This is a genomic window from Geodermatophilus sp. SYSU D00525, assembly GCF_054050475.1.
On record NZ_JBJGZK010000010.1, the window covers coordinates 1 to 12899 of the forward strand.

Genomic DNA, 12899 nt, shown 5'->3' on the forward strand with positions numbered 1-12899 from the left:
CGGGCCCCGGCCGCTGCCGGGGTGGTCACCGCACCGTCGTCGTCAGGGGGTGCCGACCTGCGGCAGCACCCGCTCCCGGAGCAGCCCGAGCTGGTGCACCGGGTCGGTCAGCGGCCAGAACAGCACCCGCTGCACCCCCGCCGCGGCGAACGCCGCCAGCCGCCGGGCGCACACCTCCGCCGGCCCGATCGGCAGCTGCCGCAGCGCCTCGGGGGACCGCCCGACCAGCGGGGCCAGGACGTCGGTGAGCACCCGCTCGCCCGCGCCGGCGTCCTCGGTGACGTGGACCCACGTGGTCGCGAGTGCGTTCGGCAGCGGCGTCCGCCGGCCGGCCGTGAGCTCCCCGAGGGTGCCGAGGGCCTCGCGGAACCGGTCGGGGGAGGTGTTGTAGGCCGAGGCGACCCAGCCGTCCCCCAGGCGGGCGACGCGCCGCAGCCCGGCGGCACTGCCCCAGGCGGCCACCCACACGGGCAGCCGCGGGGAGGACGGCTCCAGCCGCGCCCCGCCGTCGCCGGCGGCATCGCCGCGCAGCAGGGCGCGGAGGGTGCGCAGGCCCTCGTCGAAGCGGCGCCACCGCTCCTCGAACGGGAGGCCCGCCAGCGCGTGGTCCGCCGGGGACGACCCGGGGCCCACGCCGGCCACCAGGCGCCCGCCGGACAGGACGTCGATCGCCGTCAGCGTCTTGGCCGTCGCGGCGGCGCCGCGGACGACGGGGAGGGCCACCGTGGTCGCCAGGGTCGCGTCCCTGGAGCAGTCGGCCACCGCGGCCAGGGCGGTCGGGCCGTCCAGCCAGGGCCGGGCGAAGACGAGGTGGTCGTTGGCGCACAGCCACGTGTACCCCAGGTCCACCGCCGCCCGGGCGTGGTCCCGCAGCGCGGGGAGGGAGAACCCGCCGCCGAGGTCGGCGAGGGGGAGGTGGGCGCCGTACTCCACGTCGGCACCGTCCGCCCCCGGCGCCGGGCCGCACCAGGGGCGCAGGTCCGTGCGCGGGCGAGCCCGGTGGGAGACTGTGCGCCCGTGACCGCAGACCGCCGCATCCTCCTGGTCCACGCCCACCCCGACGACGAGACGATCAACAACGGCGCCACGATGGCCCGCTACGTCGCCGAGGGGGCGCAGGTCACGCTGCTCACCTGCACGCTGGGGGAGGAGGGCGAGGTCCTCGTCCCGGAGCTGGCTCAGCTGGCCCCCGACCAGGCCGACCAGCTCGGCGGCTACCGGATCGGCGAGCTGGCCGCCGCGATGGCCGCCCTCGGCGTCACCGACAGCCGCTTCCTCGGCGGCCCCGGCCGCTACCGGGACTCCGGGATGATGGGGACGCCGGCCAACGACCACCCGCGCGCCTTCTGGAACGCCGCCCTCGACGAGGCGGTGGGCCACGCGGTCGCCGTCGTGCGGGAGGTGCGGCCGCAGGTCGTGGTCACCTACGACGAGAACGGCGGCTACGGCCACCCCGACCACATCCAGGCCCACCGCGTCGCGATGGCCGCCGTCGAGCGCGCCGCCGACCCCGCCTGGCGCCCGGAGCTGGGCGCGGCGTGGGACGTCGCGAAGGTCTACTGGGCCTGCGTGCCGCGGTCGGTGCTGCGCGAGGGCGCCGAGGCCATGGCCGCGCTGGGGGAGGCCTCGCCGTTCGAGCAGCTCGGCGAGATCGACGACATCCCCTTCGCCGTCCCCGACGAGCTGGTGACCGCCGCCGTCGACGGCCGCGCCCACGCCGGCCGCAAGGACGCCGCCATGCGCGCCCACGCCACCCAGATCACCGTCGACGGGCCGTTCTTCGCGCTGTCCAACAACTACGGCCTGGAGGTGCTCGGCATCGAGCACTACCGGCTGGTGCGCGGCGAGCGCGGCCCCGCGGGGGACGGGCCGCACGGCTGGGAGGACGACCTGTTCGCCGGCCTGGACGCGTGAGCCGGCTCCCCGGGCTGGTCCTCGCCGGGCTCGCGGCGGTGCTGGTCGCCGGGTGGCTGGCGCTGGTCGAGGTGTTCTGGCTGCCGCTGCGGGTGGCCGGCGTCCTGCTGCCGCTGTCGGTCCTGGCCGCCGTCGCGGGCAACTACCTGCTGGTCACCGGCGCGCACCTGCTCACCGGCTCGCGCGTGGTCGCGCTGCTCCCGGCGGTCACCTGGCTGGTGGTCGCGGTCGGCGCGACGATGCCCCGGCCCGAGGGTGACCTGGTCGCCGTCGGCACCGGCGGGCTCGGCGCGGTCACCCTCGCCTTCCTGGGTCTCGGGGTGACCGCCGCGGCCGTCGCCGTGGGCCGGGTCCTGGCGAGGCCGCACCGTCCGGCCGGCCCGCCGGCCTGAGGATCGGCGCGCCGCCCGCTGCCGAGGGCCGCGCGGCGCGCCGGGTGCCCGGCTGAACCCGGGCGTCAGTCCGGCGCCCACCGGTAGTGGTAGCGGTGGTGCTCGACGTAGCCGGCCCGGCGGTACAGCGCCCGGGCCGGCGCGTTGGAGGCGGTCACCTGCAGGTAGACCCAGCGCGCGCCGTGGTCGGCGCCCCATCGGGTCACCGCCGCCATCACCGCCGTCGCGAGGCCCGCGCGGCGGGCGTCCTCGGCGACGGTGACCGCGCTGACGCCCAGCCAGTCGCCGGTGACCACGCCGCGGGCCACCGCGGCCGGCGCCGCGCCCGGGTCCGGCCGCACGGCCGCGAAGACGACGACGGGGGCGCCGGTCAGCACGGCGGGCGCGGTGGGCGGCAGCGCGTTCCCGAGGTGCCGGTAAGCGCCCAGCCAGCCGTCGTCGGGGGTGGGGGAGAGCTCGACCGGCACGCCGTCCTCCGGGCCGGGGACCAGCGGCGCGGTGAGCACCAGGACGTCCTCGCCGCGCTCCCACCCGGCGGCGGCGAACGCGGCGTCGGCGGGGCGGGCCTGCACGCCGGGCAGCGCCGCGCCCGGCCGCAGCCCGCGCCCGCGGTACCACGCGGTCACCGCGCCGACCGCCTCCGGCACCGGCCGGCCGGGGTCGCCGACGACCAGCGCGGTGTTGGCCCGGCCGGTGAACCCGCCCCCGGCGCGCAGCAGCCAGTCGCCCAGCGGCTCCTCCTCGGTGCCGCGCCAGCCGCGCGCGGCGACCCGCTCCAGGTCGGCCACGCCCAGCGGCGAGCGGCTCTGTCCCACGGCCGCATCCTGCGGGGTGCGCTCCCGCGTCCCTCCACCGGGGCGGGTGGGTCCACCCGTCGCGCCCGGCCCCCGGAGCCGGGGCCATACTGACGGGCGACACGCGCGGGCCCGGCGGGAGCCGGGGCCGCTGCCCGCACGTCCCCCAGGGAGGACCCACCGTGACCTACGTGATCACCCAGGCCTGCGTCGACGTCCTCGACAAGGCGTGCATCGACGAGTGTCCGGTGGACTGCATCTACGAGGGCGACCGGATGCTCTACATCCACCCCGACGAGTGCGTCGACTGCGGCGCGTGCGAGCCGGTGTGCCCGGTCGAGGCCATCTACTACGAGGACGACGTCCCGGACCGGTGGAAGGACTTCTACAACGCCAACGTGGAGTTCTTCTCCGACCTCGGCAGCCCCGGCGGCGCGGCCAAGACCGGGAAGATCGGCAAGGACCACCCGCTGGTGGCGGCTCTCCCGCCGCAGGGCGAGGAGCACTGACGACCGCCGTCCCGGGGACGGCGGCCGGGCGGCTGCCCGACTTCCCCTGGGACAGCCTCGAGGCCGCCCGGGCGCGCGCCGCGCAGCACCCGGGCGGCCTCGTCGACCTCTCCATCGGGACGCCGGTCGACGAGACCCCCGAGGTCCTGCGCACGGCGCTCGCCGCGGCCGGGAACTCCCCGGGCTACCCGACGGCGCTGGGGATCCGTGAGCTGCGGGCCGCGGCGGCCGGCTGGCTGCAGCGCCGGCTCGGCGTGACCGTGGCCGACCCGTTCGCCGCGGACCCGTCGGTGATCCCGACCGTGGGGTCCAAGGAGCTCGTGGCACTGCTGCCCACGCTGCTGGGCCTGCGCGAGGGCACCGTGGTCATCCCCGAGGTGGCCTACCCGACCTACGAGGTGGGCGCGGTCCTGTCCGGGCTCGCCGTGCGCCGCACCGACACCCCGCCCGACGACCCCGCAGGCGTCGTCCTGGTGTGGCTGAACTCCCCGGGCAACCCGCACGGCCGCGTCCTGTCCGACGACGAGCTGCGCGCCTGGGTGGCGTGGGGCCGGGCGCACGGCGTACCGGTCGTCGCCGACGAGTGCTACGCGACGCTCGGCTGGGACGTGCAGCCCCGCTCGCTGCTGCACCCCGCCGTCGCCGGTGGGGACCACACCGGCCTGCTGGCGGTCCACTCGCTGTCCAAGCAGTCCACGGCGGCCGGCTACCGCGCCGGGCTGCTGTCGGGCGACCCGGCGCTGGTCCGGCAGGTGTGGGAGGTGCGCCGCCACCTCGGGCTGCTGGTGCCCGGGCCCGTGCAGGCCGCCATGGCCGCGGCGCTGGCCGACGACGCGCACGTGGACGCGCAGCGCGAGCGCTACCGCGCCCGCCGGGAGCGGCTGGCCGCGGCGGTGCGCGCGACCGGCGCGCGGATCGACCACTCCGAGGCGGGCCTGTACCTCTGGATCACCCGCGACGAGGACTGCTGGGCGACCGTCGACTGGCTGGCGGGTCTCGGGATCGTCCCCGCGCCCGGGTCCTTCTACGGCCCGGCCGGCGTGCGGCACGTGCGCATGGCGCTGACCGCCAGCGACGAGCGCATCGACGCCGCCGTGGCGCGCCTCACCGCCGAGGGCGCCGGCCGCCACTAGCCGCCCGCAAGCAGGCGTCAGTCCTCCGCCAGAGCCCCGCAAGGGCGCACCGACACGGTGGTCCCGTCAGCCGGGCAAGCCCGCCCGGCCCCGTCGCGGAGGCCCTGCCGTGTTCCTCGTGCTGTTCCTGCTGTTCCCCGTCGTCGCCCTCGTCGCGTTGGTCGCGCTCGAGGCGCACCTGCACCGCAACCGCAGCCTGGCCGGCTCGGCCGGGATGCCCGCGGCCCTCGACCGGCCCGAGCTCCACGGCAAGAGCCGCGCCCGGCTGAGCTGAGTCACCCGCAGTTGCGCTCGCGCTCGTCGGAGCCCAGCGCCGTGGTCAGCGCCTGCGCGAAGTCGCTCCAGCGCTGGTAGGCCTCGGGAAAACCGGAGCGCTGCACCCGCTGTGCGGCGTCGGTCAGCCGCATCGTGTCCCAGCCGGGGACCCGCACCAGCCGGTCGTAGAACTGGCCGGCCGCGTAGACCGGGTCCTGCACCTGCGCCGGCGTGCCCCAGCCCTGCGAGGGCCGCTGCTGGAACAGGCCGAGGGAGTCGCGGTCGCCGTGGTCGAGGTTGCGCAGCGTCGACTCCTGCATCGCCGTGGCCAGCGCGATGACCACGGCCCGCTCGGGGAGCCCGCGCTGCCGGGCGACGGCCGCGATCGTCTGGGCGTTGGTCCACTGCTCGGCGGACAGCGTCACCGACGTCGACGGGACGGTGCAGATCCCGGTCGCCGCCGGCGCGGGCGGCTCGGACCGGTCGGCCTTCCACGCCAGGGCGAACACCACGACGATCCCGATCACGTAGGCGGGCCACCACGTGCGCAGGGCGGCCGGGCCGCCGCGGCGGGGGCGGCCGGCGGGACGCCGGGCCGGTTGACGCACGGCGGGGGCGCGCTTGGGGGCGGGCCGGCTGCCGGAGGGCCGCTTGGCCGCCGGGCGCCGGGGAGCCGTCGCCGGCCGGCGGGGCGGAGCCGTCCGTGCGCTGGTCATCGCCCCCGACTGTAGGTGCGCTCCCCGGCAGGAGCCCGGACGTCGCGGTGCGGACGGGTGTCGTGGGACGGGCGTGATCGCTACGGTGACGGCCGCCTCACGCCGTCCTCCCGCCCCGCGCGCCCCCTGGAGCCCGCATGCCCGACGTCCTGCTGCCCGGCGTCTCCGCCACCCGCGTGCCCACCACGCGGCTCACCCAGAACGTGCTGCACCCCGACGGCACCGACCCGGGCGGCCCCGGCGAGGCGGTGCTGTTCGTGCACGGCAACGTCAGCTCCGCGCTGTTCTGGCAGCAGACGGTGCTGGCCGTGCACGGGACCGGGCGGCACCGGGTGCTCGCCGTCGACCTGCGGGGGTACGGCGACACCGACCCGCTGCCGGTCGACGCGGGCCGCGGCGTCGGCGACTGGGCCGACGACCTCGGCGCGCTGCTGGACACCCTCGGCCTGGACCGGGTGCACCTGGTCGGCTGGAGCATGGGCGCGGCCGTCGTGCTGCAGCACCTGCTCGACGCGCCGGGCCGGATCGCCTCGGTGACCCTGGTCGCGCCGGTGTCGCCCTACGGCTTCGGCGGCACGGCCGGACCGGACGGCCGGCGGGTGGCCGACGACGGCGCGGGCTCCGGCGGGGGGCTGGCCAACCCGGAGTTCGTGGCGGCGCTGGCCGCCGGCGACACCTCCGACGCCACGCCGTCCTCACCGCGCTCGGTGCTGCGCGCCTTCTACGTGGCGCCGGGCTCGCTGCCGCTGGACCCGGCGCTGGAGGACGTCTTCGTCGCCGCGATGCTGTCCACCCGCACCGGCGAGGACCACTACCCGGGCGACGCCGTGCCGAGCGACACCTGGCCGGGGACCGCGCCGGGGACGCGCGGGGTGCTCAACACCATGGCCCCCACGGTGTTCGACGTCTCCGGGATCGCCGAGCTGGCCGACAAGCCCCCGGTGCTGTGGATCCGCGGCGACGCCGACGCGATCGTCTCCGACACCTCGGTGTTCGACCTGGCGTACCTCGGGCAGCTCGGCGCGGTGCCGGGCTGGCCGGGCGCGGAGGTCTGCCCGCCGCAGCCGACGGTCACCCAGACCCGCGCCGTGCTCGACCGCTACGCCGCGACCGGCGGCGCCTACCGCGAGGTGGTCCTGCCCGGGGTCGGGCACTCGCCGCACGTCGAGCGGCCGCAGGAGTTCGTCGTCGCGCTGCTCGAGCACCTCGCCGCCCCCGCCGAGCAGCCCGCCGGCCTCACCTGAGGCGAACCGGCGTCAGTCGTTGGCGTGCAGGGCGGCGTTGAGGGCGCCCCACTGGCCCGACCGCGGCAGCGCCTCCAGCGCACCGGAGACGCTGTTGCGGCGGAACAGCAGCCCGTCGCGGCCGGACAGCTCGCGGCCCTTGACCACCGACCCGTCGGGCAGGGTGATCCGCGAGCCCGCGGTGACGTAGCAGCCGGCCTCGACGACGCAGTCGTCGCCGAGGGAGATGCCGATGCCGGAGTTGGCGCCGAGCAGGCAACCGGTGCCGATCGAGACGACCTCCTTGCCGCCCCCGGACAGCGTCCCCATGATCGACGCGCTGCCGCCGATGTCGCTGTCGGCGCCGACGACGACGCCCGCGCTGATCCGGCCCTCGACCATCGACGGGCCGAGCGTGCCGGCGTTGTAGTTGACGAAGCCCTCGTGCATCACCGTCGTCCCCTCGGCCAGGTGCGCGCCCAGCCGCACCCGGTCGGCGTCGGCGACCCGCACGCCGGCGGGGACCACGTAGTCGACCATCCGCGGGAACTTGTCGACCGACAGCACGGTCACGTGCCCGTGCGCCGCGCGCAGGGTCGCGCGGCGGGCGGGGGTCAGCTCGGTGGCCAGCACCGGGCCGGCGCTGGTCCAGGCCACGTTGGCCAGCAGGCCGAAGACGCCGTCCAGGTTGACCCCGTGCGGGCGGACCAGGCGGTGCGAGAGCAGGTGCAGCCGCAGGTAGACGTCGTGGGCGTCGGCCGGCGGCGCGTCGAGGTCGGGGACGACCGTCCGGACGCCGACCACCTCCACGCCGCGGGCGTCGTCGGTGCGCACCAGCCCGGAGAACTCGTGCCCGAGCTCGCCCCCGAGCTCCAGGGTGCCGAGCTGGTGGGTCCCGGCCGGCCCGTCGCCGCCGCCGAGCGCGGGGGAGGGGTACCAGGTGTCCAGGACGGTGCCGGAGGCGGTGATGGTCGCGAGGCCGGCGGCGACGGCGGAGCGTGGAGCGGTCACGGTCCCGACGCTACCCAGCGACGTCGCACCGCCCGCCCGTAGGCTCGGGCACCGTGACCGGCGCGCTCGACCTGGACCTGTCCGCCGACGTCCTCACCCTCACCCGGGCGCTGGTCGACACCCCGTCGGTCTCCGGCGACGAGCGGGTGCTCGCCGACGCCGTCGAGGCCGCGCTGCGGGCGCTGGGCGGGCTGGAGGTCGAGCGGGTCGGCGACACGGTGCTGGCCCGCACCACGCTCGGCCGCGACACCCGGATCGTGCTGGCCGGCCACCTGGACACGGTGCCGATCGCGGACAACGTGCCGAGCCGGGTCGAGGACGGGCGGCTGCACGGCTGCGGCACCAGCGACATGAAGTCCGGCGACGCCGTCATGCTGCGGCTGGCCGGTCGCTTCGGCGTCCCGGGTGCAGAGCCCGCGCACGACGTCACGTTCGTCTTCTACGACAACGAGGAGGTCGAGTCCGCGAAGAGCGGCCTCGGCCGGGTGGCCCGCGAGCGGCGCGGCTGGCTCTACGGCGACCTCGCCGTCCTCCTCGAGCCCACCGACGGCGAGGTCGAGGCCGGCTGCCAGGGCACGCTGCGGGCGGTGCTGGAGGTGACCGGCCGCCGGGCGCACTCGGCGCGCAGCTGGCTCGGGGTGAACGCCATCCACGGCGCCGCCGGGATCCTCGGCACGCTGGCCGCCTACGAGGCGCGGCAGGTCGAGATCGACGGCTGCACCTACCGCGAGGGGCTCAACGCCGTCCGCGTCGAGGGCGGGGTCGCAGGCAACGTCGTCCCGGACGAGTGCCGGGTGACGGTCAACTTCCGCTACGCCCCGGACCGGGACGAGGACGCCGCGGAGGCGCACGTCCGCGAGGTGTTCGCCGGCGCGCTGGCCGACGGCGCCACGCTGACCGTCGTCGACAACGCCGGCGGCGCGCTGCCCGGGCTGACCGAGCCCGCCGCCGCGGCCTTCGTCGCCGCCGTCGGCCGGCCGGCGCGGGCCAAGCTCGGCTGGACCGACGTCGCCCGGTTCGCCGCCCTCGGCATCCCGGCGGTCAACTACGGACCCGGGGACCCCCAGCTCGCCCACACCCGCGAGGAGTCCGTGCTCATGGACCGGCTGCGGCCGGCCGAGGACGCCCTGACCGCCTACCTGTCCGGAGGCAGCGCATGACGATCATCCCGCAGCCCAACGGGGCCCGGAAGCCGCGCCCGACCCGTCACCGGGGTCCGATCACGCTGCGCGGCGGCGAGCCGGACCCGCAGACGGTCGGGACGACGACCGACCAGCGGCTGCTCGACCGCCGCGGGCCGACCGACTGGGTGCACACGGACCCGTGGCGCGTGCTGCGGATCCAGAGCGAGTTCGTCGAGGGCTTCGGCCTGCTCGCCGAGCTGCCGCGGGCGGTCAGCGTGTTCGGCAGCGCCCGCACCAAGCCCGACCACCCGTACTACCGGGCGGGGGTGGAGATCGGCGCCGCGCTGGCGGAGGCCGGCTACGCCGTCATCACCGGCGGCGGACCGGGCGGGATGGAGGCGGCCAACCGCGGCGCGTCGGAGGCCGGCGGGCTGTCGGTGGGCCTGGGCATCGAGCTGCCGTTCGAGCAGGAGCTCAACGAGTGGGTCGACCTCGGCATCAGCTTCCGCTACTTCTTCGTGCGCAAGACCATGTTCGTGAAGTACGCGCAGGCCTTCGTCATCCTCCCCGGCGGCTTCGGCACCCTCGACGAGCTGTTCGAGGCGCTGACGCTGGTGCAGACCCGCAAGGTCACCCGCTTCCCGGTCGTGCTGTTCGGAAGCACGTACTGGTCGGGCCTGGTCGACTGGATCCGCGGCACGCTGCTCGAGGCGGGCACCATCAGCCCCGGCGACCTGGACCTGCTCACCGTCACCGACGACGTCGACGAGGTGCTCGCCCACATCCGCGCGGCCGAGACCGCCCGCGAGGGCGGCGAGGGCGGCGGGGGCATGCGGGCGCCGCTGGCCCCGCCGGTCGAGCCGGTCGAGGGCTGAGGACGCCGTGCTGTCCCTGCTCGTCGGGATCGCCGCGGTCGCCGTCGTCGGGGCGCTGCTGTTCCTCGGCGGCTCGCTGCTGCTCGGCCGCGGCGAGACCCAGCCGCCGGCCGAGCTGGACCGCTCGCCGGTCGAGCTGCCCGACGACCGGCCGGTGACCGGCGAGGACGTGCGGGGACTGCGGGTGTCGGTGGCCGTGCGCGGCTACCGGATGAGCGAGGTCGACTGGCTGCTCGAGCAGCTGGCCCTGACGCTGGACGAGCGCGACGAGGCGATCGCGGCGCTGCGGGCGGTCCCGCCGCCGCGGGCCGCGGACGCCGACACCGACCCCGACCTGCCCGTGCCGGACGGCGACGGGCCGGGCGGGGCACCGGCCGGGGACCCGGTGCGCCGCGATGCCTGAGCTGGTCCTGCCGGTCCACGTGGAGGCGCCGGTGGAGCGGGTGTGGGCGGCGCTCACCGACTGGCGCGGTCAGGGCCGGTGGATGCCGGCCACCGACGTCGAGGTGGTCACCGCCGCGGAGGAGGGCGTCGGCGTGCGGCTGGCCGCGCGCACCGGCGTCCCGCTGCCGTGGCGGCGCGGCCGGCACCTCGGGGTGCTCGACACGATGGTGGTCACCGAGTGGGACCCGCCGCGGCGCGTGGTCGTGCAGCACACCGGCCGGATCGTGCGGGGACCGGGCATCTTCGAGCTCACGCCGGCCGAGGGCGGCACCGACCTGGTCCTGACCGAACGGTGGTATCCGCCCTTCGGTCTGCTCGGCCGGCTCGGCTGGCCGCTGGCGCGCCCGGCTGTCGTCGTGGGCTTCCGGATCGCGCTGCGCCGGTTCGCCCGCTTCGCCCGCTCCTACCCGGGCTGAGCGGCCGCCCGGACGGCGTCGCGGCTGACGTACCAGCGCCGCCACAGCAGCGCCGCAGTCAACACGGTGACCACCGTGCCGCCGTCGTACATCAGCCGCGCGCCCTCCTCGGCGCCGACGGTCCCCGCGGGCGGGGCGGCGTAGAGGACCTTGGCCAGGACGTCGTGCGCGGCCGCCCCGCCGGCCAGCGCCAGCGCGCGCACGGCCACCGGCCGGCGGTGCGGCGCCGGGTCGACGGCGAGCACCGCCGCGGTGGCCAGGTAACCGGTGACCAGCACGTGCAGCCAGACGAGCGCGGCCAGGACCGGCCGGTGCGCGACGGCAGTGTGCAGCCCGGTGCCGTAGAGCACCCACAGCCCGGCGGCGTTGAGCGGGACGGCGACCAGCGGGTCGGCCGGCCACCGGGCGGGCGCGGTGCGCAGCAGCCGGGACAGCCGGCGCGCGGCCGGCGGCGGCAGGGCGCGCAGCGCGAGGGTGACCGGGGCGCCGAGCACGAGCAGCAGCGGGGCGACCATGCCCACCAGCAGGTGCGCGGCCACGTGGGCGTGCAGGTCGGCGTGACCGGTCCCCGGTCCCGTGACCGCCACCGCCGCGGCGGCCAGCCCGGCGAGCCACGCGCCGGTGCGGGCCAGCGGCCACGGACGGCGGCAGCGCCAGGTCGCGGCGACGTAGCCGGCGGCCGCGGCGAGCAGCAGCGCGAGGACGGCGGTCACCGGCGCGGGACCGGGCGCCCCCGCGAGCGCAGGAGCAGCAGGATCCCGGCGCCCAGCAGCGCCACGCCGGGCAGCACCCACGCGACGTCGTAGCCGGTGAGGTCGACGCCGTAGCGCACCTGGTGCAGCCGCAGCAGCTTGTGGTGCACCAGGCCGTCCCACACCTGAAAGGCGCCGGCCCCGGTGAGCACCGCCCCCCACCACAGGAGGGCGGCGAACGGGCCGCGGCGGCGGGCGTCGGCCAGCAGCGCCAGCCCCGCGACCGCGGCGGAGAACGTGCCGGCGTGCAGCAGCCCGTCGGAGACCAGGCCGGCCGCGCCGCTCGCCCGGTCGTAGAAGTGGTGCCAGTGCAGCAGCTGGTGGAAGACGATCTCGTCCACCGCGCCCGCGGTGCCGGCGCCGAGCAGCAGGCCGGAGACCAGCAGCCGGCGCCGGGGCGCGGGCCGGGGGAGTGCGTCGGGCACGGGGCCCTCCCGTCGTCGGGGGTCCCCGGGCGCTGCCCGGCGAGCGCGGGCGGGAAACGGGCCCCGGCTGGACCGTGCCCCTGGGGCGTGCCGCACGCTCGTCGGCGTGAGCGGAGACCTGCTGCGGGCCGGCGAGTTCCTGCGGCGCACCCGGCTGTCGGCGACGGCCCTGCGGCTCTACGCCGAGCAGGGGCTGCTCGTGCCCGACGCGGTGGACCCGTGGAGCGGCTACCGCGGCTACGCGGCCGGTCAGGTCGAGCGGGCCCGGCTCATCGCCGCGCTGCGCCGCGCGGGCATGCCGCTGGCCCGGGTGCGCGACGTCGTCGACCTCGACCCGCCCCAGCGGCGCGCCGTCGTCGCCCGCTGGTGGGCCGGCGTCGAGGACGACGTCCGGCGCCGCCGCGCACTGGTCGATGCGCTGACCGCGGAACCGGCCGAGGAGGACGACGTGTCCGAGGTGTCCCTGCGCGCGGTGCCGGAGCAGACGGTGCTGACCGCCGAGCGGCGGCTGACCGTGGACGAGCTGGACGGGTTCATCACTTCAGCGTCCGGCGAGATCGCCGCCCACCTGGAGCGCTCCGGCGCGGCGCCGGCCGGCCCGCTGCGGGTCGTCTACCACGGCATGGTCACCGAGGACGGCGACGGACCGGTCGAGGTGGTGCAGCCGTTCACCGGCCGGGTGGAGCCGGCGGGGGAACTGCGGATCCGGCTGCAGCGGGCCGGGCGCGAGGCGGTCACCTGTCTGTCCCGGCGGCAGGCGGAGTTCCCCGGGGTCCTGCGCGCCTACGACGCGGTCGGCGCCTGGGTGGACGCCCACGGGCTCGAGCGAGCGGCCAGCCCGGCGGAGGTCTACCTGAGCGGGCGCGACGCCGACCCGGACGCCCCGCACGTCGAGGTGGCCTGGCCGGTGGCCTGA

At 77.4% G+C, this 12899-nt stretch carries 17 protein-coding genes; 11 read left to right on the forward strand and 6 right to left on the reverse strand.

Annotated elements, in window-relative coordinates; genetic code table 11:
• Positions 1–42: 42 nt before the first annotated feature.
• Positions 43–933 carry an LLM class flavin-dependent oxidoreductase gene (locus tag ACI796_RS10590; protein WP_456941189.1) on the reverse strand — a complete coding sequence of 297 codons (891 nt, stop codon included), beginning with the start codon at positions 931–933 and terminating at the stop codon, positions 43–45.
• A gap of 84 nt (positions 934–1017) precedes the next feature.
• Between ACI796_RS10590 and mshB the strand changes: the two genes are divergently transcribed.
• Positions 1018–1914: an N-acetyl-1-D-myo-inositol-2-amino-2-deoxy-alpha-D-glucopyranoside deacetylase gene (gene mshB, locus ACI796_RS10595; protein ID WP_456941190.1), complete on the forward strand. Its 897-nt coding sequence runs from the start codon at positions 1018–1020 to the stop codon at positions 1912–1914.
• Positions 1911–2306, forward strand: a complete 396-nt coding sequence (locus ACI796_RS10600) for a hypothetical protein (RefSeq protein WP_456941191.1) — start codon at positions 1911–1913, stop codon at positions 2304–2306. The genes mshB and ACI796_RS10600 overlap by 4 nt, the downstream gene beginning before the upstream one ends.
• A 65-nt stretch (positions 2307–2371) precedes the next feature.
• Here ACI796_RS10600 and ACI796_RS10605 read toward each other — a convergent pair whose 3' ends face one another.
• A complete protein-coding gene (locus tag ACI796_RS10605) occupies positions 2372–3121 on the reverse strand; it encodes a GNAT family N-acetyltransferase (RefSeq protein WP_456941192.1) in 750 nt (249 codons plus the stop codon).
• A 161-nt stretch (positions 3122–3282) separates the two neighbouring features.
• On the opposite strand from ACI796_RS10605, the gene fdxA reads away from it, so the two are divergent.
• From fdxA to ACI796_RS10620, 3 genes are all read left to right on the forward strand, one after another.
• A complete protein-coding gene (gene fdxA, locus ACI796_RS10610; protein WP_456941193.1) occupies positions 3283–3609 on the forward strand; it encodes a ferredoxin in 327 nt (108 codons plus the stop codon).
• A 32-nt stretch (positions 3610–3641) separates the two neighbouring features.
• Positions 3642–4742 carry a succinyldiaminopimelate transaminase gene (dapC, locus tag ACI796_RS10615; RefSeq protein WP_456941359.1) on the forward strand — a complete coding sequence of 367 codons (1101 nt, stop codon included), beginning with the start codon at positions 3642–3644 and terminating at the stop codon, positions 4740–4742.
• A 109-nt stretch (positions 4743–4851) separates the two neighbouring features.
• On the forward strand, positions 4852–5016 hold the full coding sequence (locus tag ACI796_RS10620; RefSeq protein ID WP_456941194.1) for a hypothetical protein: 165 nt from the start codon (positions 4852–4854) through the stop codon (positions 5014–5016).
• 1 nt (position 5017) lies between these two features.
• Here ACI796_RS10620 and ACI796_RS10625 read toward each other — a convergent pair whose 3' ends face one another.
• A complete protein-coding gene (locus ACI796_RS10625; RefSeq protein WP_456941195.1) occupies positions 5018–5713 on the reverse strand; it encodes a hypothetical protein in 696 nt (231 codons plus the stop codon).
• 137 nt (positions 5714–5850) lie between these two features.
• On the opposite strand from ACI796_RS10625, the gene ACI796_RS10630 reads away from it, so the two are divergent.
• Positions 5851–6957, forward strand: a complete 1107-nt coding sequence (locus ACI796_RS10630) for an alpha/beta fold hydrolase (protein WP_456941196.1) — start codon at positions 5851–5853, stop codon at positions 6955–6957.
• 12 nt (positions 6958–6969) lie between these two features.
• Here the strand turns inward: ACI796_RS10630 and dapD are convergent, their stop codons facing one another.
• Complete coding sequence (dapD, locus tag ACI796_RS10635; RefSeq protein ID WP_456941197.1) at positions 6970–7947, reverse strand: 2,3,4,5-tetrahydropyridine-2,6-dicarboxylate N-succinyltransferase; 978 nt, start codon at positions 7945–7947, stop codon at positions 6970–6972.
• Between the two features lie 53 nt (positions 7948–8000).
• Here dapD and dapE point away from each other — a divergent pair, with 53 nt between their 5' ends.
• Genes dapE through ACI796_RS10655 form a run of 4 tightly spaced genes read left to right on the forward strand, consistent with a single transcriptional unit; the run spans position 8001 to position 10806 of the window.
• Positions 8001–9107 (forward strand): succinyl-diaminopimelate desuccinylase, encoded by a 1107-nt coding sequence (dapE, locus tag ACI796_RS10640; RefSeq protein ID WP_456941198.1) that lies wholly within the window; start codon positions 8001–8003, stop codon positions 9105–9107.
• A complete protein-coding gene (locus ACI796_RS10645; protein ID WP_456941199.1) occupies positions 9104–9946 on the forward strand; it encodes an LOG family protein in 843 nt (280 codons plus the stop codon). Before dapE ends, ACI796_RS10645 begins: the two co-directional genes overlap by 4 nt.
• 7 nt (positions 9947–9953) lie before the next feature.
• Positions 9954–10349 (forward strand): DivIVA domain-containing protein, encoded by a 396-nt coding sequence (locus ACI796_RS10650; protein WP_456941200.1) that lies wholly within the window; start codon positions 9954–9956, stop codon positions 10347–10349.
• Entirely contained in the window at positions 10342–10806 is a 465-nt protein-coding gene (locus ACI796_RS10655) for an SRPBCC family protein (protein WP_456941201.1), read from the forward strand. Before ACI796_RS10650 ends, ACI796_RS10655 begins: the two co-directional genes overlap by 8 nt.
• On the opposite strand, the gene ACI796_RS10660 is transcribed toward ACI796_RS10655, so the two are convergent.
• Complete coding sequence (locus ACI796_RS10660) at positions 10794–11519, reverse strand: cytochrome c oxidase assembly protein (RefSeq protein ID WP_456941202.1); 726 nt, start codon at positions 11517–11519, stop codon at positions 10794–10796. The genes ACI796_RS10655 and ACI796_RS10660 overlap by 13 nt on opposite strands.
• Complete coding sequence (locus tag ACI796_RS10665; protein ID WP_456941203.1) at positions 11516–11983, reverse strand: DUF2243 domain-containing protein; 468 nt, start codon at positions 11981–11983, stop codon at positions 11516–11518. The genes ACI796_RS10660 and ACI796_RS10665 overlap by 4 nt, the downstream gene beginning before the upstream one ends.
• Before the next feature lie 106 nt (positions 11984–12089).
• Here ACI796_RS10665 and ACI796_RS10670 point away from each other — a divergent pair, with 106 nt between their 5' ends.
• A complete protein-coding gene (locus tag ACI796_RS10670; RefSeq protein ID WP_456941204.1) occupies positions 12090–12899 on the forward strand; it encodes a MerR family transcriptional regulator in 810 nt (269 codons plus the stop codon).

Excerpts from the sequence above, each read along its gene's own strand:
- ACI796_RS10625 (WP_456941195.1), bottom strand. The coding sequence starts at position 5,713 with ATGACCAGCGCACGGACGGCTCCGCCCCGCCGGCCGGCGACGGCTCCC.
- ACI796_RS10630 (WP_456941196.1), top strand. The coding sequence starts at position 5,851 with ATGCCCGACGTCCTGCTGCCCGGCGTCTCCGCCACCCGCGTGCCCACC.
- ACI796_RS10645 (WP_456941199.1), top strand. The coding sequence starts at position 9,104 with ATGACGATCATCCCGCAGCCCAACGGGGCCCGGAAGCCGCGCCCGACC.
- ACI796_RS10655 (WP_456941201.1), top strand. The coding sequence starts at position 10,342 with ATGCCTGAGCTGGTCCTGCCGGTCCACGTGGAGGCGCCGGTGGAGCGG.